Here is a 23,993-nt window from a genome sequence, read left to right as displayed (position 1 = left end):
CGTCACCGTGCTCCGCTCACGGCGTCTTGTCAAGAATGAATATTCGTTTTACGTTGTGGACCATGGCCCGCGTGTCCCAGGAACATCTCGACGCCCGCCGCCGCCAGATCCTCGACGGCGCCGCGCTCTGCTTCGCCCGCAACGGCTTCCACGCCACGTCCATGCAGGACGTCCTGAAGGAGGTCGACCTGTCGGCGGGGGCGGTGTACCGCTACTTCAGCGGCAAGGAGGAACTGATCGGCGCGATCGTCGCCGAAGTGCTCGGTTCGGTCCGCGCGGCCTTCGAGGAGGCGGCGCGGCTGAGCCCACCCCCACCCCCGGACGAACTCGTCGCCTCCGTCCTCGGCTCGACTCTCGCCGCCCGCGAATCCCTGGTCGTCGACGGCCGGCCGGCGTTCCCGCGGCTCGTCATCCAGGTGTGGACGGAGACACTGCGCAACGAGGAACTGGCGGCCCTCCTGCGGGAGGGCTACGGCTCGGTCCGCGCGGCCTGGGGGAGGATCGTCGAGGGCTACCAGGAGGCCGGGATGATGCGGGCGGATGTGGCGCCGGACCACGTGGCCCGCACGATGATCGCCGCCGTGCTCGGGTTCATCGCACAGCAGTCCCTGTTCGGGCCCGCCCCGGTCGAGGTCCTCCGGGACGGGCTGCGGGCGCTGACGGGCATGCGGGACGAGGGCACCGCGACCGGTGGATCACAGCGCGGTTAACGTGCCCGAAACGCGGTCCAATTAGCCTGCCGATCCACGCCACCTGGCAGTTTGCCCCGTGGCTGCGGCAGCCGGGCCCCGCACGGCCCGGAGCGAGGACTGTGAGGTGGGACGTGCAACTGACCCCGCACGAGCAAGAACGACTGCTGATCCACGTGGCGGCCGACGTGGCCGAGAAGCGCCGCGCCCGTGGCCTGAAGCTGAATCACCCCGAGGCGGTCGCGCTCATCACCTCGCACATCCTCGAAGGCGCGCGGGACGGCCGGACCGTCGCGGAACTCATGGCCTCGGGACGCACGATCCTGAGCAGGGACGACGTCATGGAAGGCATCCCGGAGATGATCCACGACGTGCAGGTGGAGGCCACCTTCCCGGACGGCACCAAGCTCGTCACCGTCCACGAGCCGATCGTCTGACGGGGAGGCAGCCGTGATTCCCGGAGAGATCCTGTTCGCCGAGGACCCGATCGTCTACAACGAGGGCAGCGAGGTCACCCGTCTCACCGTCCTCAACGCCGCCGACCGGCCCGTGCAGGTCGGTTCCCATTACCACTTCGCCGAGGCCAACCCGGGCCTGGAGTTCGACCGCTCCGCCGCGCGCGGCAAGCGGCTGAACGTCGCCGCCGGCACGGCCGTGCGCTTCGAGCCCGGGATCCCCGTCGACGTCGAACTCGTCCCGCTGGCCGGCGCCCGTGTGGTTCCCGGTCTGCGCGGGGAGACCGGAGGTGCCCTCGATGCCTGAGATCTCGCGCGCCGCGTACGCGGACCTGTTCGGCCCGACGACCGGCGACCGGATCCGCCTCGCCGACACCGACCTGCTGGTCGAGATCGAGGAGGACCGTTCCGGCGGTCCCGGCCTCGCCGGTGACGAGGCGGTGTTCGGCGGCGGCAAGGTCATCCGCGAGTCCATGGGACAGGCGCGTGCCACGCGTGCGGAAGGGACCCCCGACACCGTCATCACCGGCGCGGTGATCATCGACCACTGGGGGATCGTCAAGGCCGACATCGGCATCCGCGACGGCCGGATCACCGGCATCGGCAAGGCCGGCAACCCCGACACCATGGACGGCGTCCACCCGGACCTGGTCATCGGCCCCGAGACCGAGATCATCGCCGGCAACGGGCGGATCCTCACGGCGGGCGCGATCGACGCGCACGTCCACTTCATCTGCCCGCAGATCGCCGACGAGGCGCTCTCCTCCGGCATCACGACCCTCGTCGGCGGCGGCACGGGGCCGGCCGAGGGCTCCAAGGCCACCACGGTGACGCCCGGCCCCTGGCATCTCGCACGGATGCTGGAGGCGATGGAGGCTCACCCGCTCAACATCGGACTGCTCGGCAAGGGCAACACCGTCTCCCACGAGGCGATGCTGTCGCAGATCCGGGGCGGCGCGCTCGGCCTGAAGCTGCACGAGGACTGGGGCTCCACACCGGCCGTCATCGACGCCGCGCTGACCGTCGCCGAGCGGACGGGCATCCAGGTCGCCATTCACACGGACACCCTCAACGAGGCCGGGTTCGTCGGCGACACCCTCGCGGCCATCGCCGGGCGCGGCATCCACGCGTACCACACCGAGGGCGCGGGCGGCGGTCACGCGCCGGACATCATGACCGTGGTCTCCGAGTCGTACGTGCTGCCGAGCTCCACGAACCCCACCCGGCCGTTCACCGTCAACACCGCCGAGGAACACCTCGACATGCTGATGGTGTGCCACCACCTCAACCCCGCGGTGCCGGAGGACCTGGCCTTCGCCGAGTCCCGGATCCGGCCCTCCACGATCGGGGCGGAGGACGTGCTGCACGACCTGGGCGCGATCTCGATCATCTCCTCCGACTCCCAGGCCATGGGGCGCGTCGGAGAGGTCGTCATGCGGACCTGGCAGACCGCGCATGTGATGAAGCGACGGCGGGGCGCACTGCCCGGCGACGGACGGGCCGACAATCACCGAGTACGTCGCTATGTCGCCAAGTACACGATCAACCCCGCGCTCGCCCAGGGCCTGGCCCGTGAGATCGGATCGGTGGAGAGCGGCAAGCTGGCCGACCTGGTGCTGTGGGAGCCGGCGTTCTTCGGTGTGAAGCCGCAGCTCGTCATCAAGGGCGGGCAGATCGCGTACGCGCAAATGGGCGACGCGAACGCCTCGATCCCCACGCCGCAGCCGATCCTGCCGCGGCCGATGTACGGGGCCATCGGACGGGCGCCCGCCTCCAACTCCGTCAACTTCGTGGCGCCCCTGGCCGTGGAGGCCGGGCTGCCGGAACGGCTGGGGCTCGGGAAGCGGTTCGTGGCGATCGAGTCGACGCGTGGGGTCACCAAGGCCGACATGCGGGAGAACGACGCGCGGCCCGAGGTGCGGGTCGACCCCGACAGCTTCGCCGTGCACATCGACGGGGAGCTGGTCGAGGCGGCACCGGCGGCCGAACTGCCCATGGCTCAGCGGTACTTCCTGTTCTGAGGGTGGTCTGATGTCGCGAGCAGCGCTTCTCGTCCTGGCCGACGGGCGGTTCCCCGCCGGAGGGCACGCGCACTCCGGGGGTGCCGAGGCGGCGGTCAAGGCCCGGCGGATCAGCGGGGCGGCGAGCCTGGGCGAGTTCTGCCGTGGCCGGTTGCACACGGCGGGGCTGGTGGCGGCGGGGCTGTCCGCGGCCGCGGCGCTCGGGATCGATCCCGTCGCGCTGGACCGTGCCGCGGACGCGCGGACGCCGTCGCCCGCGCTGCGGTCCGCCGCCCGGAAGCTGGGGCGGCAGTTGCTGCGGGCCGCGCGGGCGACCTGGCCGTCCGCCGAACTGGACGCGCTCGGGAGGAAGTTCCCCAAGGGCGCGCACCAGCCGGTGGTGCTGGGGCTGGCCGCCCGGGCGGCGGGACTGGGCCCGGTGGACGCGGCGTACTGCGCGGCGTACGAGAGCGTGAGCGGGCCCGCGTCGGCGACGGTGCGGCTGCTGAGTCTGGACCCGTTCGACGCGACGGGCGTCCTGGCCCGGCTGGCGCCGGAGGTCGACCAGGTCGTGGACCGGGCGGTGGAGGCGGCGCGCCGGGTCGTCGACGAGGGAGTCGACGCGTTGCCGGCGGGGTCGGCGCCACTGCTGGAGATCGGGGCTGAGGCCCACGCGGGGTGGGCCGTGCGGCTGTTCGCCTCCTAGACGGCCACCGGGCCCTTCAGCACCCACCCGCATCAGTCGGACACCAACGGAGGAGTCGCTCCCATGCACCTCGACCACACCCACCAGGGCCCCGCCGCCGTCAGCGCCGACGCCCTGCGCCCCGACGGCCGCCGCCGTGCCCTGCGCATCGGGCTCGGCGGCCCCGTGGGGTCCGGGAAGACCGCCACCGTCGCCGCGCTCTGCCGGGCGCTGCGGGACGAGCTGTCGCTCGCCGTCGTCACCAACGACATCTACACGCGCGAGGACGCCGAGTTCCTGCTCCGTGAGGCCGTGCTGCCGCCCGAGCGGATCACCGCCGTGGAGACGGGGGCCTGCCCGCACACCGCGATCCGGGACGACATCTCCGCGAACCTGGAGGCGGTGGAGGACCTGGAGGACGCGATCGGGCCGCTGGACCTGGTCCTCGTGGAGTCCGGCGGGGACAACCTCACCGCGACCTTCTCCAAGGGGCTCGTCGACGCGCAGATCTTCGTCATCGACGTGGCCGGGGGCGACGACATCCCGCGCAAGGGAGGACCGGGCGTGACCACCGCCGATCTGCTCGTCGTCAACAAGACCGACCTCGCCCCGTACGTCGGCTCCGACCTGGCCCGGATGGCCGCCGACGCCAAGGCACAGCGTGCCGAACTGCCGGTCGTCTTCCAGTCGTTGCGGAGCGAGGCCGGGGTGGCGGACGTCGCCGCGTGGGTGCGTGCGCGGCTCGCCGCGTGGACGGCATGAGCGGGCGCGCCGGCGCCGGGGTGCGGTCCCTCGCGCGGATCGTCGCCCGTGACGACGGGCGGGGCGGAACATCGCTGCCCGTGCTGGAGAGCGACGGGCCCCTGGCGCTGCGGCGCACCCGGGCCACCGGCTCCGAGGCGCGGGTCATGCTGGTCGGTGCGATGAGCGGACCGCTCGGCGGGGACCACTTCACCGTTCAGGCCCGGGTGGAAGAGGGAGCGCGGCTGTCCGTCGGATCGGCCGCCGCCACCATCGCACTGCCCGGCCAGGCGAAGGGCGACGCCCGCTACGACGTGCGGATCGAGGTCGCCGACCAGGCCGAACTGAACTGGCTGCCCGAGCAGTTGATCTCCGCCCGGGGCAGCGACCTGTATGTGGGCACCCGCGTCGAGCTCGCCGCCACGGCCCGGCTCGTACTGCGTGAGGAGCAGGTGCTCGGGCGGGCCGGAGAGGAACCCGGGCGGCTCACGAGCCGTCTGACCGTGCGGGTCGCCGGGCGGGCCGTGCTCGACCAGGAGCTGGCCTGCGGTCCCGGCGCGCCGGGCGGCTGGGACGGGCCGGCGGTGCTGGCGGGACATCGCGCGGTCGGTCAACTGATCGTGGTGCGACCGGAGTTCGCCGCCGAGCCGGTGACGGCCAGGATGCTGGGGGAGGGGGCCTCGGTGGTGCCGCTCGCCGGGCCCGCCGCGCTGGTGACGGCGGTGGCGCCGGACGCCCTGCGGCTGCGGCGGCTGCTCGACGAGAGCCTGGCGTCCCTCACTCCTCGACCGTAGCCGTCCGTAGAGCAGAATCGGCTCTCCGTTTATCGGATTGGCAAAGAAGGCCGCCCGACCCTGTTGTCAGGGACCTCACAAACGAGAGGATCCCCCGTACTGATCGCAACAAGGTACGGGGAGGTCCCCCTTGAGGGGTTCGAGACCGAAGAGGCGGGTGGCGGCGCTCGGTTCGGCCGGCGCGCTCGTCACGGCCACGCTGATAGCCGGCGCCGTCGCGGCGCCCACCGCGAACGCGAGCGCGGGCAGCGGCCATGGCCAGGACCGGGAGGCCCGCGGCACCGCGATCGCCGCCGCCCGGGCCGCGAAGGCCGGCATCGACTGGCAGGACTGCCCCGCCGACTGGAACCTGGCCAAGCCGATCCAGTGCGGGTACGTCACCGTGCCGCTCGACTACGCCAAGCCCCACGGCAAGCAGATCAAGCTCGCCGTCGACCGCATCGGCAACACGGGCACCAAGGCCGAGCGGCAGGGCGCGCTCATCTACAACCCCGGCGGCCCCGGTGGCTCCGGACTGCGCTTCCCGGCCCGGGTCACCAACAAGAACGCCGTCTGGGCCAACGCGGCCAAGGCCTACGACTTCGTCGGCTTCGACCCGCGCGGCGTCGGCAAGTCCACGCCCATCTCCTGCGTCGACCCGCAGGAGTTCGTCAAGGCGCCCAAGGCCGACCCGGTGCCCGACTCCGAGGCCGACAAGCTCGCCCAGCGCAAGCTGGCCCGCGAGTACGCCGAGGGCTGCCAGGAGCGCAGCGGCGCGATGCTGCCGCACATGACCACGCCGAACACCGCGCGCGACCTCGACGTCATCCGCGCCGCGCTCGGCGAGAAGAAGCTCAACTTCCTCGGCGTCTCCTACGGGACCTACCTGGGCGCCGTCTACGGCACCCTCTTCCCCGGCCACGTGCGCCGGATGGTCGTCGACAGCGTCGTCAACCCGTCCCGGGACAAGATCTGGTACCAGGCCAACCTGGACCAGGACGTCGCGTTCGAGGGCCGCTGGAAGGACTGGCAGGACTGGGTCGCCCAGAACGACGCGACCTACCACCTCGGCACCACCCGTGCCGCCGTCCAGGCGAAGTGGCTGCAGCTGCGCGCCACCGCGAAGAAGAACCCGATCGGCGGGGTCGTCGGCCCGGCCGAGCTCATCTCCTTCTTCCAGAGCGCCCCGTACTACGACTCCTCCTGGGCGCCGGTCGCGTCGGTCTTCAGCAAGTACGTCGCCGGCGACACCCAGGCGCTCGTCGACGCCGCCGCCCCGGACCTGTCCGACACGGCGGGCAACGCGGCCTCGGAGAACGGCAACGCCGTCTACACGGCCGTGGAGTGCGCCGACGCCAAGTGGCCCACCAGCTGGCGCACCTGGGACCGGGACAACACCCGGCTGCACCGCGACCACCCCTTCATGACCTGGGCCAACGCCTGGATGAACCTGCCGTGCGCCACCTGGCCGGCCAAGCAGCAGACGCCGGTGAACGTCAAGACAGGCAAGGGCCTGCCCGGCGTGCTCATCGTCCAGTCCGAGCGTGACGCGGCCACGCCGTACGAGGGCGCCGTGGAGCTGCACAAGCGGTTCAAGGGCTCCCGCCTGATCACGGAGAAGGACGCGGGCTCCCACGGCGTCACCAGCCTGGTCAACCCGTGCATCAACCCCCGGGTGGACAGCTACCTGCTCACCGGCAAGCTGGACGGCGCCGACGTGACCTGCGCGCCGCACGCCACGCCGAAGCCGTAGCACATCCGTACGGTGGTGGGGGGCGGCCGGGACACCGGCCGCCCCTTCCTCATGCCTGCCGTGCCGCGAACCAGGCGTCCTCGGCGGCGTAGTCGAAGAGGTCCGGGTAGGCGCGGGCGAGGGTGGGGAACGCCTCCCGCCAGTCCTGCTCGGACAGCCGGCGGACGAGCCACTCGACCGTCTCCGGCAGGCTGTCCGGGTAGCGGACGACCGGCCGGTAGCCCAGCTCCCGTTCCGCTGCGGACATGTCGCACACCACCGGCAGCTCCACCGACCAGGGCGAGCCGCCCACGGATGCCTGCGCCGGTCCGTCCAGCAGGACGGTCTCCGTCTCCACTCCCATGGCCGCGTCCACAGCCGCCCCGATCTCCACCGCGGTCGGCGGCCGCGGATCGCAGGCGTTGAGGACCCGCGAGCCCGGCCGGGCCGCCGCAAGGCGGATCAGTTCGGCGACGTTGCGGGCGGCCGAGGTGTGGAAGAGGCTCTCGCCCCGGAAGGCGAGCACCCGCCTGCGCCGGCCGTCGAGGTTCCGCTTGACGAAGTACAGCTCCCGGGGGAGCGGGCTGCACGGTCCGTGGATCGCCCCCGGGCGCAGCACGGTCGTGGGCAACCGGTCGCCCGCCGCCAGGAGTTCACGCTCCAGGGCCACCTTGCGGGTGCTGTACGTGGCGTCCCCCGGCGGGACCGTGATCTGGTCCTCCGCGATCGGTACGGGGTACCGCGGGAGGCCGTCCGGCTCACCCATGGTGTCGAAGCCGCGGCCCTTGCCGTCTTCGTACACCGACACGCTCGACACCACCACGGCCGAGCCGATCCGGTCGGCCCGGTGCGTCAGCTGCCGTGCGTGCCGGGCCCCGTAGGCGACGATGTCGACCACGAGGTCGCAGCCGTCGCCGATCAGTGCGTCGAGCGCCGCGTCGTCCTCGCGGTCCAGCCGTCGTGTCCGCACCTCGCCGGGCCAGTTCTCGTCCCGGCCGCCGCCGCGTGAGGCGGCCGTCACCTCCCAGCCGTCCCGCGCCAGCGCCCTCACCGCCGGCTTCCCGATCTGCCCGCCTGCCCCGATCACCACCGCACGTCTCATGCCGCGACCGTAGATCGCCGCAGGCCGGCCGGGAACCGGCCTCTGCCGACAGCAGAGCTCAACGCAGGGGCATGCGCCGGAACTTGCGCTCCTTGGTGGCGTCCTCCTCGGCCTTCACCACGGCCGCGTACCGATCGACGTACTCCTGCTCGGACAGGGAGAGGATCGCGTACATGATCTCGTCGGTGATGGCGCGCAGAACGGCCTTCTCGTGCTCCATGCCCTCGTAGCGGGAGAAGTCGAGGGGCTCGCCGAAGCGGATCACGACGGGGTGGATGTTGGGGATGACCTTGCCGGGCGGCTGGGCCTCGAAGGTGCCGATCATGGCGCAGGGGATCACCGGGACGCCGGCCTTCAGCGCCATCACCGCCACCCCGACCTTGCCCTTGTAGAGGCGGCCGTCGTGCGAGCGGGTGCCCTCGGGGTAGATGCCGAGCAGCTCGTCCTTGCTCAGCACGCCGAGGCCCTCGCGGATCGCCGCCTGGCCCGCGTCCTTGCCGGAGCGGTCGACCGGGATCTGGCCCGCGCTGCGGAAGAAGAAGGCCGTCAGGCGGCCCTTGACGCCCGGACCCGTGAAGTACTCGGCCTTCGCGAGGAAGGTGATGCGGCGCTTGAGGATCGCGGGCATCAGGAAGTGGTCCGAGAACGACAGGTGGTTGCCGGCGATGATGGCGGCGCCCTCCGCGGGAACGTGCTCCAGGCCCTCTATCCGAGGCCGGAAGACCAGTCTCAGCAGCGGGCCCAGCAGCACGTATTTCAGCAGGTAGTAGAACAAAGCGGGCGCTCCTCGACTCTCGCGGTGGACTCAACCGCCGCGTTCCAGCAGGTCAACCGGCATGTCGTGGGGTGCCAGTGTAGGTGCAGGCGTGGCCACCGGGCACCTCGTGCGGCCGGGCCGCACAGATCCTTCGCCAATTGACTGATGGTCAGTCAAGAAGGGGCGTTCCGGTGGTGCTCGTGCGGCTGGGGAGAACCACGGGACCAGCGTGCTGCGCCGCCCGGGTGACGGGCAAGCCGAACGGGGGGCGTGGCGCGATGGCGGTGGTGCGTGGCGGGCCTGCGGCTCTTGCGGGCGGGCAGCCGTTGTGGGCCGGTGGCCCGCGCCGCCCCGGCGAGTAACCTGCCAGCATGCGGATCTCTGTTTCCTCGGACATGGACGAACCCGTCGCCCGCTCCCTCGTGGCCGCCCTGCGCGAGCGGGGACACGAGGTGCGCCCGCACGGCGCGCTGCGCCCGGGGGACGACCCGCAGTGGGCGGTGTGCTCCGAGGCCGCGGCCCGCGAGGTCGCCGACGGCACGGCCGACCAGGCGGTGGTCTGCTGCTGGACCGGCACGGGCGCCTCGATCGCCGCCAACAAGGTGCCCGGCGTACGGGCCGCCCTGTGCACGGACGCGTACACGGCCGACGGGGCACGCCGCTGGAACGACGCCAACGTGCTCGCGCTCAGCCTGCGGCTGACGTCGCAGCCGCTGCTGACGGAGATCCTCGACGCGTGGTTCGCCGGAGAGCCCAGCGCGGACGCCGAGGACCGGCAGAACATCGACCGTGTCCGGCTGCTGGACCACGGCAAGACCCGCATGTAGCTCACAGACGCACGATGATCAGCGCGGTGTCGTCGGTGGCGCCGCCGGGCGGCAGCAACTCCGACAGCACGGTGTCCGCGAGGGTCTCGGGATCCTGGTCCCGATGGTCGCGCAGGGCGTCCGCGAGCCGGTCCAGGCCCGTGTCGATGTCCTCGCGCCGCCGTTCGATCAGGCCGTCGGTGTAGAGCACGAGCGTCGCGCCCGGCGAGAACGTCGTCTCGGCCTGGGGCCTGCGGATCGGGTCCGGGCGGGCGTCGAGCGGCGTGTCCGTGGCCCGATCCAGAAACTCCGTGCGGCCGTCGGCGTGGACGAGCACGGGCGGGGGATGACCGGCGCTGCTGTACGTGATGACGTGGCGGTCGCAGTCGATGAAGGTCGTCACGGCGGTCGCCGACTCGGCCCCGTCGATCACATGGGCGTAGCGCCCCAGCACGTCCAGGGCCTGGGCCGGCCCCGCTGAGACCCGGGAGGCCGCGCTGAGGGCACTGCGCAACTGGCCCATCACACCGGCCGCCGCCAGCCCGTGCCCGACCACGTCGCCCACGGACACACCGATGCGGTCGCCGCCCACCAGATCGACCAGGTCGTACCAGTCCCCGCACACGTTGAGCGCGCCCACGGCGGGCCGGTACCGGACGGCGGCCCGGTGGTGCCCGACCTGCCGGGGGGCGGGCAGCATCGCCTCCTGCAAGGCCAAGGCCACCTCGCGCTCCCGGGAGTGGGCCTGGCGCAGCCGCTCGTTGAGCTCCTGCAGCTCCCGGGCGCGGGTGTACAGCTCGGCCTCCAGCACCCGGGCCCGGCTGCCCCGGTTCCCCGGAGCGCCGCCCCGGGCCCGGATCAGTTCCGTGACCTCCTCCACGCGGTGCAGGATCAGCGCGACCCTGCCGTCCGGGCCGAGCAGCGGCGCGTTCACCGGGCTCCAGTAGCGCTTCTGCCACTCGCCGGGCCGCTCGGGATCCTCGATGTCGTAGCGCTGCAGGGCCATGGTGTCGCGTTCCCCCGTGGCCAGGACGCGGTACAGCGAGGCCTCCAGGTTGCGCATGCCCGACGCGGCCGGGTCGGTCGGGTTGTCCGGGAAGACGTCGAACAGGTACTTGCCGATCAGCTGCACCCGCGAGCGGCCGGACACGCGGACGAACTCCTCGTTGACATCCGCGTACACCAGGTCGGGTGTCAGAAGCGCCACCATGCCGGGCAGGGCCTTGAACACCGCCCCGTAGTCGATCGCCGTGTCCGCCATGGCTGCCGCCTCACCGCCGCCGGGATCACACCAGTTTCGCATGGTATGGAGGATCCTCAAGCGGCTTCATCCGGGGAGGTCCGTCAGGGACTGCTCGGCCCAGATGATCTTCCCTTCGGGAACGAACCGCGTGCCCCACCGCTGCGTGAGCTGGGAGACCAGCAGCAGCCCGCGTCCGCCCTCGTCCGTCGTACGGGGATGACGCAGATGGGGCGCGGTGGCACCGCCGTCGAAAACCTCGCACATCAGGGCGCGTTCCCGGATCAGCCGCAGCCGGATGGTCCCGGTGGCGTACCGGATGGCGTTGGTGACCAGCTCGCTCACCACCAGCTCCGTGGTGAAGGCCAGCTCGTCCAGGCCCCAGTGCGCGAGCTGCCGGGTGGCCGTGCGGCGGGCGTCGGCGACCACGGCCGGGTCCGAGGGCAGTTCCCAGGCCGCGACCTGCTCGGTCCCGAGACGCTTCGTCCGGGCCATCAGCAGCGCCACGTCGTCGTACGGGCGGGCCGGGACCAGCGCGTCGACCACGGCCCTGCAGTGCGACTCCAGCGGGCCCGCCCGCTCCAGTGCCCGGCGCAGCCGCTCCCGGCCCGCGTCGACGGCCCACGTCTCGCCCCGGGCCAGCAGCCCGTCGGTGTGCAGCGCGAGCGTGCTGCCCTCCGCGAGGGACAGCTCGACCGCCTCGAAGGGCGGGCCGCCCACGCCGAGCGGCGGCCCCTGCGGCAGCTCGACGAACACGACCGAGCCGTCGGGCAGCACCACGGCCGGTGCGGGATGCCCCGCCGCGGCCATCGCGCAGCCGCCGTCGACCGGGTCGTAGACGACGTAAAGGCATCCGGAGCCCACGCACTGCGTGCCCGCGGCGCCGACCGTGCCGGGCTCGGCACCCTCCTCCCGCGCCGACCGCGCCACCAGGTCGTCGAGATGCGCCAGCACCTCCTCGGGCGGCAGATCCAGAGCCGCCAGCGTCCGTACGGCGGTCCGCAGCTGTCCCATGGCCGCCGCGGCGTCGATGCCGTGCCCGGGCACCTCGCCCACGACCAGCGCGACACGCGCCCCGGACAGCGGGATGAGGTCGTACCAGTCGCCGCCGAGTCCGGTCAGCTCGTCGGCCGGCCGGTAGCACGCGGCGACCTCCACGGCGTCCTGCTCGGGCAGCCGGTGGGGAAGCAGACTGCGCTGCAGGACGAGCGCGGCGTCCCGCTCCCGGGTGTAGCGGCGGGCGTTGTCCACACAGACGGCCGCGCGGGCGACGACGTCCTCGGCCAGCCGCAGGTCCTCCTCGTCGAAGGGCTCCCGGTGGTGGCGCCGGTAGAAGGTCGTGATGCCCAGCGTCGTGCCGCGCGAGCGGATCGGCACGGCCATCACGCTGTGCAGTCCCAGCTCCCCGAACGTGGCCCTGCGCCCGCTCGGGGTGTCCGTGGTCCAGTCCCGGATCAGCGGGTCGAGCCGCTCCTCACGCCAGGACCGCCCCGTGGCCAGACAACGGAAGGGGGGCGTCCCGGCCCGGAAGGCGACCACCTCGCCGATCGCGATGACGGCCTCCGTGAGGTCGTCCTGCGCGGACCGGTATCCGGCGCGGCGCAGTTCCACCGGCTCCTGCGACTCCGCGAGCGGTCCGGGAGCCGGCTCGGCCCCCCGCAGCACCGACTCCAGCAGGTCCACGGTGACGAAGTCGGCCAGCCCCGGCGCGGCCACGTCCGCGAGTTCCTGGGCGGTGCGATTGAGGTCCAGGCTGCGGCCGATGCTCTGGCCGGCCCGGTCGAGCAGCGCCAGCCGCTGCCGCGCGCGGTGCCGCTCGGTCATGTCGACGACCGTGTAGTACACGCCGATCGGATGGCCCCGGTCGTCCTCGAGCCGGGTGAACGACAGCATGTGCGCCGTCTCGCGCAACGGTGCCGAGCGCACGTGACCCACGTGCTCGTAACCGATCACCGCCTCACCGGTCTCCAGCACGTGCCGCATCTGCGCCTCGACCGCCTGGGCGTTCATCCCCGGCTGGACGTCCGCGAAGCGCAGACCGAGCCGTCGCGCCGCCGGACCGCCGCCGAACTGCTCCAGGGCGGCGTTCGACCACACGAAGCGCAGCTCCGTGTCCACGATCGCGATACCGACCGGGGCGCCCGCCGTCATCTGTTCCAGGACCGTACGGCTCATGTCCCAGCCGGGGGCGTCGGCCAGCTCCGACAGGAGCATCAGCCAGCGCGCCCCGCCGTGCGCCTCCTCGGCCGAGGCGATCCGGGCCACGACCTTCACCGGCTGCCCGTCCCTGCGGCGGGCCGTCAGCAGCCCCGTCCAACCGCCGTCCCTGCGGCACCGCTCGACCAGGTCCGGCACGCGCTGCGCGTCCTCGGCGACCAGCAGATCGGCCAGTTTCCTGCCGACCGCCTCGGAAGCCGGATACGCCAGCAGCCGCCGGGCACCGCTGGTCCAGCCCGTCACCACGCCCTGTGGATCGAGCAACAGGGGCGCCGCGTCGGCCACGTCGAACCGCTGCCGGGCAACGCCGTACTCCTCGTCTGCGCCCACGGCCGACCTCTCTGTCGCTGAGAGTGGTCTACCACCTCTTGCCCCAATCTTCACCCTTCCGGCGACACCGGGCGGCCTGGGCGGGGCCGGTGGGGTGGGGGCGTTTCCACTCGCGGCCCCGCGTGATCTCGACCGGCAGGGGGGACGACAGGCCACGGGCAGGCCGACGTAGCGTCTGCGCGGCGTCGCCGACGTCCTGCTGAGAGGCCGCCGCCGGGGCATCCGCTCAAGCCCGCCCCGCGGCCCCCTGGGGAGGGGCTGACCGCGCCGCTCCCCACCCCGGTGGCGGCCGGGCCGCTTACCCCAGTGCCTTCTCCAGCGCTGCGAGCGCCCCCCGCAGCTCCTCGGCCGTGATGGTGAGCGGCGGGGCCAGGCGGATCGTCGACCCGTGGGTGTCCTTCGCCAGGATTCCCTCCCGCATGAGCCGCTCACTGATCTCACGGCCCGTGCCGAGCGCGGGGTCGACGTCCACCCCCGCCCACAGCCCGCGCGAGCGGAAGCCGACCACGCCCTTGCCGACCAGCGCTGTCAGGCCGTCGCGCAGGATCATGCCCAGCTCGGCCGCCCGGCGCTGGAACTCACCCGTCTCCAGCAGTTCCACCACCGCCGTACCGACCGCCGCCGCCAGGGGATTGCCGCCGAACGTCGAGCCGTGCTCCCCGGGGTGCAGCACCCCGAGCACCTCCCGGCGCCCGACCACCGCCGACACCGGCACGATCCCGCCACCCAGCGCCTTGCCCAGCAGCAGCACGTCCGGTACCACCGGCTCGTGCTCGACCGCCAGTGTGCGGCCCGTGCGGCCGAGCCCGGACTGGATCTCGTCCGCGATGAACAGACAGCCCTTGCGGCGGGTCAGCTCCCGCACGCCCGCCAGATAGCCGTCGTCGGGGATGATCACCCCCGCCTCGCCCTGGATCGGCTCGATCAGCACCGCCGCCGTCGTCTCGTCGACCGCCGCCTCCATCGCGGCCAGGTCGTTGTACGGCACCACCCGGAAGCCGGGCGTGAACGGCCCGAAGCCCGCCCGCGCCGTCTCGTCCGTGGAGAAGCTGACGATCGTCGTCGTACGCCCGTGGAAGTTGTCCGCCGCGACCATGATCGTCGCCCGGTCGGCCGGTACGCCCTTGACGTCGTAGGCCCACTTGCGGGCCACCTTCACCCCGCTCTCCACCGCCTCCGCGCCGGTGTTCATGGGCAGCACCATGTCCATGCCGGTCAGCGCGGCCAGCCGCTCCGCGAACTCGGCGAGCCGGTCGTTGTGGAAGGCCCTCGAGGTGAGCGTCAGCCGGTCGAGCTGGCGGTGGGCCGCCTCGATCAGCGCCGGGTGCCGGTGGCCGAAGTTGAGCGCCGAGTAGCCGGCCAGCATGTCGAGGTAGCGCCGGCCCTCGACGTCCTCCACCCAGGTGCCCTCGGCGCGGGCCACGACGACGGGCAGCGGATGGTAGTTGTGCGCGAGGACCGGCTCCTCGGCGCGGATCAGCTCCTCGGAGCCCCGCGTCCCCTGCGGGTCGCCGGTGCGGACGGGTGCGGTCATGGGCGGATCTCCCGGATCTCCTGGGTGCAGCACTTGATGCCGCCACCGGCCTTCTGGAACTCGGACAGGTCGACGGGGACGGGGACATAGCCACGGCTGGAGAGCTGCTCGGCCAGGGCCGTCGCCCCTGGTGAGATGAACACATGGCGCCCGTCGGAGACGGAGTTGAGCCCGAACGCCATCGCGTCCTCGCGGGTGGCGAGCACCGCGTCCGGGTACATCCGGGCCAGCACCTCTCGGCTGCCCGGCGAGAACGCCTCGGGGTAGTAGGCGATGTTCTCCTCGTCGAGGACGAACAGTGCCGTGTCCAGGTGGTAGAAGTACGGATCCACCAGCTTCAGGCTGATCACCGGCGTCCCGAAGTACTCCTGCACCTCGCTGTGGGCTTCCCGGGTCGTGCGGAAGCCCGTCCCGGCCAGGATCCAGCGCCCGGCCGGCACCAGGTCGCCCTCGCCCTCGCACACCGACTCGGGGTGATAGACCTCGTAGCCCTCCGCCTTGAACCACGCCTCGTACGGCACGGACTCGGGACGGCGCTCGGGCGCGTGGAAGAGGGAGCCGAAGACGCGGCCGTCGACCACGACCGCCGCGTTGGCGGCGAAGACCATGTCGGGCAGACCGGGAACGGGTTTCACGGTGTCCACGGTATGGCCGTGGGCACGGTAGACGTCGACCAGCGCCTGCCACTGGTCCAGGGCGCGGATGACGTCGACGGGTTCGTCGGGGTGCATCCACGGGTTGATCGCGTACTGCACGGCGAAGTGTCTGGGTTCGCAGACGAGGTAGCGCCGCCGGCGCGGCACACGGGAGTCGGGCACAGAGGGGTCCCTCCGCTTCCTCACGGTGTGTGACTGGTGGTTGACACAACGGTAGGAACTGGCGGAGGTGCCCGACAAGCGACAATGGTTGCGCGTTCGCGCAGGAACGCTGCGTCTTCCGGCCGCTCAGCGCACGTCTGATGCGCCGCCCCGACCCCCTTCGGGCGCCGGATGGCTGGCTCCCGCCTCCGGGCTCTCGGGGAGCAGATGGGACAGCACCATCACGCTGATCGTCTTCCGGATGAACGGCTCCTGCCGGATCCGCTCCAGCACCTCCTCGAAGTGCTCCACGTCCCGCGCCCGCACATGCAGCAGCGCGTCCGCGCCGCCGGTCACGGTCATCCCCGCGGTGATCTCCGGGTAGTCACGCACGACCTCGGCCAGCCGCCGCGGCGGGGCGGCACCCTCGCAGTACACCTCGACGTAGGCCTCCGTGCGCCAGCCCAGCGCCGACGGCTTCACCGTGGCCGTGAACCCGGTGATCACGCCCGTCTCGCGCAGCCGGTCGACCCGCCGCTTGACCGCCGTGGCCGACAGGCCGATCGCCGTGCCGATCTCGGCGAACGACGTCCTGGCGTTCGCCATCAACGCGGTGACGATCTTCCGGTCGAGTTCGTCGAACGGCGAGGACGGCCTGCTGTTCATGCGGGCACTGTATCCACGTGTCCGGACGGCGGGGATCACCCCTACACTCCGGGTTCATGCTGCGCGCCCTGGCTGTCGACGACGAACGCCCCTCCCTGGAGGAGCTGCTCTACCTCCTGCGGGCCGATCCCCGCATCGGCAGCGCGGAGGGTGCCGGTGACGCCACCGAGGCGCTGCGCCGCATGAACCGTGCCCTGGAGTCCGGCCCGGGCGGGCCGGAGGCCATCGACGTCGTCTTCCTCGACATCCAGATGCCCGGCCTCGACGGCCTCGACCTCGCCCGGCTGCTCACCGGCTTCGCCCGGCCGCCGCTCGTCGTGTTCGTCACGGCCCACGAGGACTTCGCCGTGCAGGCCTTCGATCTCAAGGCCGTGGACTACGTCCTCAAACCGGTCCGCAAGGAGCGGCTCGCCGAGGCCGTCCGCCGGGCCGCGGAGCTGCGCGGCGCCGCCCCGCGCATCCCCGTGCACGAACCCGACCCGGACCACATACCCGTCGAACTCGGCGGCGTGACCCGCTTCGTCGCCGTCGACGACATCACCCACGTCGAGGCCCAGGGCGACTACGCCCGCCTGCACACCGACAAGGGCAGCCACCTGGTGCGCATCCCGCTGTCCACCCTGGAGGAGCGCTGGCGCACCCGCGGCTTCGTCCGCATCCACCGCCGCCACCTCGTCGCGCTGCGCCACATCGGCGAACTCCGCCTCGACGCGGGCACCGTCAGCGTCCTCGTCGGCTCCGAGGAACTCCAGGTCAGCCGCCGCCACACGCGCGAACTGCGCGACCTGCTCATGAGGAGGCCGTGACGGTGCCCCAGGACCACACCGAACGCCGCGTCGTCGTCACCGGCCCGCCCCGGCAGACCCGCCGAGCGGCCTCCGGCTACTACCGCCCGCGCACCGAGATCGACGAGCAGACCACCCTCGGCGACACCTACGTCCGCTCCCTGATGCGCACCCAACTGCGCGCCGCGCTCGCCGTGTTCGCCGTCCTCGGCCTGCTCGTCGGCCCGCTGCCCCTGCTCTTCGCGGCGATGCCCGACGCCCGCCGCCTGGAATGGGCCGTCCTCGGCTTCGGCCTCTACGCCCCCCTCGTCCTGCTCGCCCGCTGGTACGTCCGCCGCGCCGAGCGCAACGAACGCGACTTCGTACGCCTCGTCGAAGACCGCTGAATCCCCACCGATGAACTCCAGCTACGCCATCCCCGCCGTCGCCCTCGTCGTCGTCGCGACGGTCCTCGTCGGCGCCTTCGGCCTGCGCATCTCCCGCACCACCTCCGACTTCTACGTCGCCTCGCGCACCGTCGGCCCGCGCCTCAACGCCGCCGCCATCAGCGGGGAGTACCTCTCCGCCGCCTCCTTCCTGGGCATAGCGGGCCTGGTCCTGGTCCAGGGCCCCGACATGCTCTGGTATCCGGTCGGCTACACCGCCGGCTACCTGGTCCTGCTGCTCTTCGTCGCCGCCCCGCTGCGCCGCTCCGGCGCCTACACCCTCCCCGACTTCGCCGAGGCCCGCCTCGCCTCCCAGGCCGTGCGGCGGCTGGCCGGTGCCTTCGTCGTCGGAGTCGGCTGGCTGTACCTGCTGCCCCAGCTCCAGGGCGCCGGACTGACCCTGACCGTGCTGACCGGGGCGCCCGACTGGCTCGGCGCAGTGATCGTCGCCGTCGTCGTCACCGCCATCGTCGCCGCCGGGGGCATGCGCAGCATCACCTTCGTGCAGGCCTTCCAGTACTGGCTGAAGCTCACCGCCCTGCTCGTCCCCGCCCTCTTCCTGGTCCTCACCTGGCAGAGCGACGGCGCCCCCCGGCACGCCTTCGACGAACCGGCCACCTTCCGTGAGCAGCGCGCCGTCCTCGTCGAGGACCGCATCGACCTGAAGCTGGACCGCCCCCTGCCGGTCACCGTGACCGGCACCGTCGACGGCCGGACGCACACCGACGCCCGCCTCACCCTCCCGGCGGGCACCCACCACATCGAACGCGGCACCCGCCTCACCTTCGCCGCGGGCGCCCCCGTCCCCCGGGCCGGGCGCAGCGGCGGCGGCGACCTGTCCCCGTCACAGGCCGAGAGCCGCCAGGAACGCCCGCTCTACGCCACGTACGGGCTGATCCTCGCCACGTTCCTCGGCACCATGGGCCTGCCGCACGTCGTGGTCCGCTTCTACACGAGCCCGCACGGCGTCGCCGCCCGCCGCACCACCGTCGCGGTCCTCGGCCTGATCGGCGCCTTCTACCTCCTGCCACCCCTCTACGGCGCCCTCGGCCGCCTCTACGCCCCCGAACTCACCCTCACCGGCGACCCGGACGCCGCCGTCCTCCTGCTGCCCGACCGGATGATCGGGGGAGTGGGCGGCGACCTGCTGGGGGCGCTGGTCGCCGGGGGCGCCTTCGCCGCGTTCCTGTCCACGGCCTCGGGGCTGACCATGGCGGTCGCCGGCGTCCTCACCCAGGACGTCCTGCCGTCCCGGGGCGTGCGGCACTTCCGGCTCGGGACGGTCCTCGCCATGGCCGTGCCCCTGGCGGCGAGCGTCCTGGTCGGCGGGCTGCCGGTCGCCGACGCCGTCGGGCTCGCCTTCGCCGTGTCGGCGTCGTCGTTCTGCCCGCTGCTCGTCCTCGGCATCTGGTGGCGGCGGCTGACCCCGCCCGGCGCCGCCGCCGGGATGCTGGTCGGCGGCGGTTCCGCCCTGCTCGCCGTCGCCGCGACCATGGCGGGCTACCCGGGTGAGGGCGCCGCACTGCACGCCCTGCTCGCCTGGCCCGCGCTGTGGTCGGTGCCGCTGGGCTTCCTCACCATGATCCTGGTGTCCCTGGCCACCCCCGGCCGGGTCCCTCCCGGCACCGGGGCGATCCTGGCCCGGTTCCATCTGCCCGAGGAACTGCGCACGGAGGTGCCGGCATGAGCGGCTTCCTGGCGGGCCTGTGCGTCGCGGTGCTCCCGGTGCTCGCCCTGGGGGTCTGGCTCGGCCGGCGCACCGCCCGCGCCAAGAGCCTCGCCGGTCTCGGCACGCCCGTCGAGCACGCCACCTTCGAGACGCTGCACACCGCGTCCCTCGCCGCGCCCCCGCTGCGGGCCGGCCTGACCGAGGAGACGGCCCGCAAGTCCGCCCGCAAACTGCGCTCATTGCTCGGCACGGACGCCCTCTGCCTCACCGACCGCGAGCAGGTCCTGGTCTGGGACGGCGACGGCGCCCACCACCGCACCGAGATCATGGAACGCCTCGCGGACTCCCTGGAGACCGGCCGCGGTGAGGCCTTCCGGCTTACCTGCGACAGCCTCGACTGCTCGGTGCGCTGGGCGGTCGTCGCCCCGCTCACCGTCGACGACCGGGTGCACGGCGCTCTCGTCGCCTGTGCGCCCCGCGAGTCGGCCGTACTCGTCCGGGCCGCCGGCGAGGTCGCCCGCTGGGTCTCGGTCCAGCTGGAACTGGCCGATCTCGACCAGTCCCGCACCCGTCTCATCGAGGCGGAGATCAAGGCGCTGCGGGCCCAGATCTCCCCGCACTTCATCTTCAACTCGCTCGCGGTGATCGCCTCGTTCGTCCGCACCGACCCCGAGCGCGCCCGCGAGCTGCTCCTGGAGTTCGCCGACTTCACCCGCTACTCGTTCCGCCGGCACGGCGACTTCACCACCCTCGCCGAGGAACTCCACGCCATCGACCACTACCTGGCGCTCGTGCGGGCACGATTCGGCGACCGGCTCTCCGTGACCCTCCAGATAGCGCCGGAGGTGCTGCCGGTGACCCTGCCGTTCCTGTGCCTGCAGCCGCTCGTCGAGAACGCCGTCAAGCACGGCTTGGAGGGCAAGGCCGTGTCCTCGGGCAGGTGCCACATCCAGATCACCGCCCAGGACGCGGGCGCCGAGGCGCTCGTCGTCATCGAGGACGACGGCGCCGGCATGGATCCCGGCCTGCTCCGCCGCATCCTCGCCCGCGAGGTCAGCCCCTCGGGCGGCATCGGCCTCTCCAACGTCGACGACCGGCTCCGCCAGGTCTACGGCGACGACTACGGCCTCGTCATCGAGACCGCCGCGGGCGCGGGCATGAAGATCACTGTCCGGCTCCCGAAGTACCAGCCGGGCGTGCACTCGGCGGGCCGGCTGACCCGGGAGTGAGCCGCCCCGCCGGCCGACCGGGCGGTGGGCCGTCAGGTGCTGCGCGCGGTGACCACCAGGCCCAGGGTGATCAGGCCCAGGACGACCCAGCCGAACCACAGCCAGCCGTTGCTCCCGAGCGCCACCGTGTAGGCCGTCACCACGACCAGCCCGCCCATGGTGATCACTCCCATGGTCTTGGTCGAGTTGGAACCGTTCGTGGAACCGGGCATCGCAACACCCTCCTCATGGTTCGGTTCCTCCATGGTGCCTGGCGGACGCCCGGCGCGCACGGCCCGTACACGAGTCGTGTTCAGCGCCCCTGCGTGTTCAGCGAGGCGAGATAAGCGTTGTACGCCTCGAGTTCCTTGTCCCCGTCGCGGTCGGCGGCCCGGTCCGTGCGCCTGGCCTGCCGCTGGTCCGAGGCGTACCACTGGAACAGCAGGGCGACCAGCACCAGCACGGACGGGATCTCGCTGAACGCCCAGGCGATGCCGCCCGCCGCGTTCTGGTCGGCCAGCGCCTCGATGCCGAGCGAGGCGGGCGGGTTCTCGAACGTCTCGACCATCGGTGCGGACGCCATCATCAGCGCGATCCCGAAGAACGCGTGGAACGGCATGCCCGCGAACAGCTCCAGCATCCGCATCAGGTAGCCCGGGCGGTGCGGGCCCGGGTCCACGCCCATGATCGGCCAGAAGAACACCAGGCCCACGGCGAGGAAGTGCACCATCATCGCGATGTGCCCCGCCTTGGAACCCATCAGGGTGTCGAAGAGAGGCGTGAAGTACAGGCCGTACAGGCTCGCGATGAACAGCGGGATCGTGAAGGCCGGGTGCGTGATGATCCGCATGTACCGGCTGTGCAGGAACATCAGCAGCAGCTCACGCGGCCCCTTGCGGCCCCGCCCCGCGGTCGGCAGCGCCCGCAGCGCCAGCGTGATCGGCGCCCCGAGCAGGATGAGGATGGGCGACACCATGCTGATGACCATGTGCTGCACCATGTGCACACTGAACATGACCATGCCGTAGTCGTTCAGCTGGGTGCACATCATGAGCATGATGCTCAGCACACCCAGGACGTAGGCGACCGTCCGCCCCACGGGCCATCTGTCCCCGCGCCGGACGAGCCGCACGACACCCCACCCGTACAGGGCCAGCCCGGCCAGGCAGGCGACGAGGAAGAACGGGTCTGCCGACCACTCCAGACCTCGTCCCAGCGTGAACGGCGGCAGATCCATGGTCATGCCGTGCCCGCTGTGATCCATTCCGCCGGCTCCTGTTTCGTGGGGGTGTGCTGCAATCTGTCCGCCCCAAGACTAGAACCGCCCCCGGTCGTCATGGCGACCGGGGGCGGTACGACGTCTCACAGGGCGCGGGGGCTGTGTTCGCCCCGGCCCACTACGGCAACCTCAGAGAACGGTCTCGGCCTCGTCGTACCGATCCTCAGGCACCGTCTTCAGCGTCTTGACGGCCTCGGCCAGCGACACCATCACGATGTCGGTCCCGCGCAGCGCGGTCATCTGCCCGAACTCCCCCCGGTGCACCGCCTCCACCGCATGCCACCCGAACCGCGTGGCCAGCACCCGGTCGTAAGCGGTCGGCGTACCGCCCCGCTGCACATGTCCGAGGATCACCGGGCGGGCTTCCTTCCCGAGGCGCCCCTCCAGCTCCACGGACAGCTGCCGGGCGATCCCGGCGAACCGCTCGTGCCCGTAGATGTCCTTGCCGCCCTCGTCGAACTCCATGCTCCCGGCCCGGGGCTTCGCCCCCTCCGCCGCAACGACGATCGCGAAGCGCTTGCCCGCTTCGAACCGCTCGCCGACCCGCCTGGTCAGTTCCTCTATGTCGAAGGGCCGCTCAGGCACGACGATGGCGTGCGCGCCGGCCGCCATGCCGGAGTGCAGCGCGATCCAGCCGGTGTGCCGGCCCATGACCTCGACCACCAGGACCCGCTGGTGGGACTCGGCGGTGGTCTTGAGCCGGTCCAGGGCCTCGGTCGCCACACCCACGGCCGTGTCGAAGCCGAACGTGACGTCCGTGACCGCGATGTCGTTGTCGATGGTCTTCGGCACGCCCACGACGGGCAGGCCGCTGTCCGACATCAGCCGCGCGGCCTTGAGCGTGCCCTCGCCGCCGATCGGGATGATCGCGTCGAGGCCGAGCTCCTCGACGTGGCCCTTGGCCCGCTCCACACCGTCCCGCAGATGGGAGGGCTGGACCCGGGAGGACCCGAGAATCGTGCCGCCGCGGGCGAGGATGCCGCCCACCGCGTCGAGGTCGAGCTTGAGGTAGTCGCACTCCAGGAGGCCCTTCCAGCCGTCCCGGAAGCCGATGACCTCGTCGCCGTGGTCGACGACGGCACGGTGCACGACGGACCGGATGACGGCGTTCAGGCCGGGGCAGTCGCCGCCGGACGTGAGGACACCAATGCGCATAGCCCGAATACCTTCTCCACGTGGGCCGGGTCCGGACCACGTTGTCCGGCTCGAATCCCCGCCACCCTAGCGGCATCGAGGGCCCGGACCGAAGGACGCGTCCGCCTGCTGGACGACCCCGCTCACCTGTGCGGATGTGCCGTCAGACGGGCTGTTGACCAGCAGGTTGACGCGTCCTTCGGACACGCTGCGGCGCAGCGCTCACGCAGGCTGCTGAGCAGCGGCGATGCGCTCGTTGCGGAGTGCCTCGTACCAGCGGTCGTCGGTCGGGGGCAGCGCGTTGACGTCGAGGGCCAGCTTCAGCATCAGGTCCGCGATCAGCGGGTTGCGCGCGAGCACCGGCCCATGCATGTACGTGCCGAAGACGGTGTCGTTGTACGCGCCCTCCGTGCCGTCGCCCGTGCCGTTGCCGTTGCCGAAGCGCACCCGGGCGAGGGGGCGGGCGGTGGGGCCGAGGTGGGTGACGCCCTGGTGGTTCTCGAAGCCGGTCAGCGGGGGCAGGCCGAGCCGCGCGTCGACGTCGCCCAGCACGTCACCGACGCAGCGGGCGCCCTCGCCGCGTGTCGACACCACGTCCAGCAGCCCGAGGCCGGGCTCGCGCTGGCCGAGGTCGTTGATGAACTCGTGGCCCAGGATCTGGTAGCCGGCGCACACGGAGAACACGATGGCGCCGTTCTCCACGGCCCGGGTCAGCCCGCCGTCCCGGCGCAGCCGCTCGGCGGCGAGCCGCTGCGGACGGTCCTCGCCGCCGCCGATCAGGTAGATGTCGCCGGAGGTCGGGATCGGCTGGTCGCTGCGCACGTCCAGCCGGGCCACGTCCAGGCCGCGCTGCTGGGCCCGGCGTTCGACGACGAGGACGTTGCCCTGGTCGCCGTAGGTGCTGAGCAGGTCGGGATAGATCCAGACGATGCGCAGTTGGTTGTCGCTCACAAAAGTCCCCTGACGTCT

Annotated in this window: 24 protein-coding genes; 13 read left to right on the top strand and 11 right to left on the bottom strand. The window is 72.2% G+C overall.

Annotation, left to right across the window (positions count from 1 at the left end):
* The first annotated feature begins 62 nt into the window (after positions 1-62).
* From ACFY9E_RS21400 to ACFY9E_RS21365, 8 genes are all read left to right on the top strand, one after another.
* Positions 63-710 carry a TetR family transcriptional regulator gene (locus ACFY9E_RS21400; RefSeq protein WP_390986260.1) on the top strand — a complete coding sequence of 216 codons (648 nt, stop codon included), beginning with the start codon at positions 63-65 and terminating at the stop codon, positions 708-710.
* A gap of 113 nt (positions 711-823) precedes the next feature.
* On the top strand, positions 824-1,126 hold the full coding sequence (locus ACFY9E_RS21395) for an urease subunit gamma (RefSeq protein WP_390986257.1): 303 nt from the start codon (positions 824-826) through the stop codon (positions 1,124-1,126).
* A 13-nt stretch (positions 1,127-1,139) separates the two neighbouring features.
* The gene (locus ACFY9E_RS21390; RefSeq protein ID WP_390986254.1) at positions 1,140-1,451 is read left to right on the top strand and encodes an urease subunit beta; all 312 of its coding nucleotides are present in this window, start codon (positions 1,140-1,142) and stop codon (positions 1,449-1,451) included.
* A complete protein-coding gene (locus tag ACFY9E_RS21385) occupies positions 1,444-3,165 on the top strand; it encodes an urease subunit alpha (protein ID WP_390986251.1) in 1,722 nt (573 codons plus the stop codon). The genes ACFY9E_RS21390 and ACFY9E_RS21385 overlap by 8 nt, the downstream gene beginning before the upstream one ends.
* 10 nt (positions 3,166-3,175) lie before the next feature.
* Positions 3,176-3,850: an urease accessory UreF family protein gene (locus tag ACFY9E_RS21380; protein ID WP_390986249.1), complete on the top strand. Its 675-nt coding sequence runs from the start codon at positions 3,176-3,178 to the stop codon at positions 3,848-3,850.
* A 63-nt stretch (positions 3,851-3,913) separates the two neighbouring features.
* Entirely contained in the window at positions 3,914-4,591 is a 678-nt protein-coding gene (gene ureG / locus ACFY9E_RS21375; protein ID WP_390986247.1) for an urease accessory protein UreG, read from the top strand.
* Positions 4,588-5,364, top strand: a complete 777-nt coding sequence (locus ACFY9E_RS21370) for an urease accessory protein UreD (RefSeq protein ID WP_390986244.1) — start codon at positions 4,588-4,590, stop codon at positions 5,362-5,364. The genes ureG and ACFY9E_RS21370 overlap by 4 nt, the downstream gene beginning before the upstream one ends.
* A gap of 130 nt (positions 5,365-5,494) precedes the next feature.
* Positions 5,495-7,096 carry an alpha/beta fold hydrolase gene (locus tag ACFY9E_RS21365; RefSeq protein WP_390986241.1) on the top strand — a complete coding sequence of 534 codons (1,602 nt, stop codon included), beginning with the start codon at positions 5,495-5,497 and terminating at the stop codon, positions 7,094-7,096.
* Positions 7,097-7,145: 49 nt separating this feature from the next.
* On the opposite strand, the gene ACFY9E_RS21360 is transcribed toward ACFY9E_RS21365, so the two are convergent.
* Positions 7,146-8,177, bottom strand: a complete 1,032-nt coding sequence (locus ACFY9E_RS21360) for an NAD-dependent epimerase/dehydratase family protein (RefSeq protein WP_390986238.1) — start codon at positions 8,175-8,177, stop codon at positions 7,146-7,148.
* Positions 8,178-8,235: 58 nt separating this feature from the next.
* Positions 8,236-8,952: a 1-acyl-sn-glycerol-3-phosphate acyltransferase gene (locus ACFY9E_RS21355; protein ID WP_390986236.1), complete on the bottom strand. Its 717-nt coding sequence runs from the start codon at positions 8,950-8,952 to the stop codon at positions 8,236-8,238.
* A 353-nt stretch (positions 8,953-9,305) separates the two neighbouring features.
* On the opposite strand from ACFY9E_RS21355, the gene ACFY9E_RS21350 reads away from it, so the two are divergent.
* Complete coding sequence (locus tag ACFY9E_RS21350; RefSeq protein WP_390986234.1) at positions 9,306-9,761, top strand: RpiB/LacA/LacB family sugar-phosphate isomerase; 456 nt, start codon at positions 9,306-9,308, stop codon at positions 9,759-9,761.
* Position 9,762: 1 nt separating this feature from the next.
* Here the strand turns inward: ACFY9E_RS21350 and ACFY9E_RS21345 are convergent, their stop codons facing one another.
* The 5 genes from ACFY9E_RS21345 to ACFY9E_RS21325 all read right to left on the bottom strand — a co-directional run bounded on the left by ACFY9E_RS21345 (position 9,763) and on the right by ACFY9E_RS21325 (position 16,524).
* Complete coding sequence (locus ACFY9E_RS21345) at positions 9,763-11,001, bottom strand: SpoIIE family protein phosphatase (protein ID WP_390986641.1); 1,239 nt, start codon at positions 10,999-11,001, stop codon at positions 9,763-9,765.
* Between the two features lie 66 nt (positions 11,002-11,067).
* Complete coding sequence (locus ACFY9E_RS21340) at positions 11,068-13,527, bottom strand: SpoIIE family protein phosphatase (RefSeq protein ID WP_390986231.1); 2,460 nt, start codon at positions 13,525-13,527, stop codon at positions 11,068-11,070.
* A 298-nt stretch (positions 13,528-13,825) separates the two neighbouring features.
* Positions 13,826-15,061, bottom strand: coding sequence for an ornithine--oxo-acid transaminase (gene rocD / locus ACFY9E_RS21335; protein WP_390986228.1), 1,236 nt, complete (start codon positions 15,059-15,061; stop codon positions 13,826-13,828).
* On the bottom strand, positions 15,058-15,879 hold the full coding sequence (ddaH, locus tag ACFY9E_RS21330) for a dimethylargininase (RefSeq protein ID WP_390986225.1): 822 nt from the start codon (positions 15,877-15,879) through the stop codon (positions 15,058-15,060). Before ddaH ends, rocD begins: the two co-directional genes overlap by 4 nt.
* Before the next feature lie 126 nt (positions 15,880-16,005).
* The gene (locus ACFY9E_RS21325) at positions 16,006-16,524 is read right to left on the bottom strand and encodes an AsnC family transcriptional regulator (protein ID WP_390986223.1); all 519 of its coding nucleotides are present in this window, start codon (positions 16,522-16,524) and stop codon (positions 16,006-16,008) included.
* Positions 16,525-16,580: 56 nt separating this feature from the next.
* Here ACFY9E_RS21325 and ACFY9E_RS21320 point away from each other — a divergent pair, with 56 nt between their 5' ends.
* The 4 genes from ACFY9E_RS21320 to ACFY9E_RS21305 are packed head-to-tail and all read left to right on the top strand — an operon-like array spanning position 16,581 to position 20,632.
* Positions 16,581-17,330: a LytTR family transcriptional regulator DNA-binding domain-containing protein gene (locus ACFY9E_RS21320; RefSeq protein WP_390986220.1), complete on the top strand. Its 750-nt coding sequence runs from the start codon at positions 16,581-16,583 to the stop codon at positions 17,328-17,330.
* A 2-nt stretch (positions 17,331-17,332) separates the two neighbouring features.
* Entirely contained in the window at positions 17,333-17,695 is a 363-nt protein-coding gene (locus ACFY9E_RS21315; RefSeq protein ID WP_390986638.1) for a hypothetical protein, read from the top strand.
* Between the two features lie 10 nt (positions 17,696-17,705).
* Positions 17,706-19,421 carry a cation acetate symporter gene (locus ACFY9E_RS21310; RefSeq protein WP_390986218.1) on the top strand — a complete coding sequence of 572 codons (1,716 nt, stop codon included), beginning with the start codon at positions 17,706-17,708 and terminating at the stop codon, positions 19,419-19,421.
* Positions 19,418-20,632, top strand: coding sequence for a histidine kinase (locus ACFY9E_RS21305; RefSeq protein WP_390986216.1), 1,215 nt, complete (start codon positions 19,418-19,420; stop codon positions 20,630-20,632). Before ACFY9E_RS21310 ends, ACFY9E_RS21305 begins: the two co-directional genes overlap by 4 nt.
* 32 nt (positions 20,633-20,664) lie before the next feature.
* On the opposite strand, the gene ACFY9E_RS21300 is transcribed toward ACFY9E_RS21305, so the two are convergent.
* From ACFY9E_RS21300 to ACFY9E_RS21285, 4 genes are all read right to left on the bottom strand, one after another.
* A complete protein-coding gene (locus ACFY9E_RS21300) occupies positions 20,665-20,844 on the bottom strand; it encodes a hypothetical protein (protein WP_390986214.1) in 180 nt (59 codons plus the stop codon).
* Positions 20,845-20,924: 80 nt separating this feature from the next.
* Positions 20,925-21,875: a cytochrome c oxidase assembly protein gene (locus ACFY9E_RS21295; protein ID WP_390986211.1), complete on the bottom strand. Its 951-nt coding sequence runs from the start codon at positions 21,873-21,875 to the stop codon at positions 20,925-20,927.
* A gap of 144 nt (positions 21,876-22,019) precedes the next feature.
* Entirely contained in the window at positions 22,020-23,045 is a 1,026-nt protein-coding gene (locus ACFY9E_RS21290) for an ATP-dependent 6-phosphofructokinase (protein WP_390986209.1), read from the bottom strand.
* 201 nt (positions 23,046-23,246) lie between these two features.
* Positions 23,247-23,975 carry a glutamine amidotransferase gene (locus tag ACFY9E_RS21285; RefSeq protein ID WP_283970900.1) on the bottom strand — a complete coding sequence of 243 codons (729 nt, stop codon included), beginning with the start codon at positions 23,973-23,975 and terminating at the stop codon, positions 23,247-23,249.
* Between the last annotated feature and the right edge of the window lie 18 nt (positions 23,976-23,993).

Origin of the sequence: Streptomyces sp. NPDC012466 (genome assembly GCF_042955215.1) — a bacterium.
GTDB lineage: Bacteria > Actinomycetota > Actinomycetes > Streptomycetales > Streptomycetaceae > Streptomyces.
This window is presented reverse-complemented; position numbering and strand designations above follow the sequence as displayed.

Coding starts and splice junctions, on each gene's coding strand:
- ACFY9E_RS21400 (WP_390986260.1), top strand. CDS start 63: ATGGCCCGCGTGTCCCAGGAACATCTCGACGCCCGCCGCCGCCAGATC.
- ACFY9E_RS21385 (WP_390986251.1), top strand. CDS start 1,444: ATGCCTGAGATCTCGCGCGCCGCGTACGCGGACCTGTTCGGCCCGACG.
- ACFY9E_RS21380 (WP_390986249.1), top strand. CDS start 3,176: ATGTCGCGAGCAGCGCTTCTCGTCCTGGCCGACGGGCGGTTCCCCGCC.
- ureG (WP_390986247.1), top strand. CDS start 3,914: ATGCACCTCGACCACACCCACCAGGGCCCCGCCGCCGTCAGCGCCGAC.
- ACFY9E_RS21370 (WP_390986244.1), top strand. CDS start 4,588: ATGAGCGGGCGCGCCGGCGCCGGGGTGCGGTCCCTCGCGCGGATCGTC.
- ACFY9E_RS21360 (WP_390986238.1), bottom strand. CDS start 8,177: ATGAGACGTGCGGTGGTGATCGGGGCAGGCGGGCAGATCGGGAAGCCG.
- ACFY9E_RS21350 (WP_390986234.1), top strand. CDS start 9,306: ATGCGGATCTCTGTTTCCTCGGACATGGACGAACCCGTCGCCCGCTCC.
- ACFY9E_RS21345 (WP_390986641.1), bottom strand. CDS start 11,001: ATGGCGGACACGGCGATCGACTACGGGGCGGTGTTCAAGGCCCTGCCC.
- rocD (WP_390986228.1), bottom strand. CDS start 15,061: ATGACCGCACCCGTCCGCACCGGCGACCCGCAGGGGACGCGGGGCTCC.
- ACFY9E_RS21325 (WP_390986223.1), bottom strand. CDS start 16,524: ATGAACAGCAGGCCGTCCTCGCCGTTCGACGAACTCGACCGGAAGATC.
- ACFY9E_RS21320 (WP_390986220.1), top strand. CDS start 16,581: ATGCTGCGCGCCCTGGCTGTCGACGACGAACGCCCCTCCCTGGAGGAG.
- ACFY9E_RS21310 (WP_390986218.1), top strand. CDS start 17,706: ATGAACTCCAGCTACGCCATCCCCGCCGTCGCCCTCGTCGTCGTCGCG.
- ACFY9E_RS21305 (WP_390986216.1), top strand. CDS start 19,418: ATGAGCGGCTTCCTGGCGGGCCTGTGCGTCGCGGTGCTCCCGGTGCTC.
- ACFY9E_RS21300 (WP_390986214.1), bottom strand. CDS start 20,844: ATGCCCGGTTCCACGAACGGTTCCAACTCGACCAAGACCATGGGAGTG.
- ACFY9E_RS21295 (WP_390986211.1), bottom strand. CDS start 21,875: ATGGATCACAGCGGGCACGGCATGACCATGGATCTGCCGCCGTTCACG.
- ACFY9E_RS21290 (WP_390986209.1), bottom strand. CDS start 23,045: ATGCGCATTGGTGTCCTCACGTCCGGCGGCGACTGCCCCGGCCTGAAC.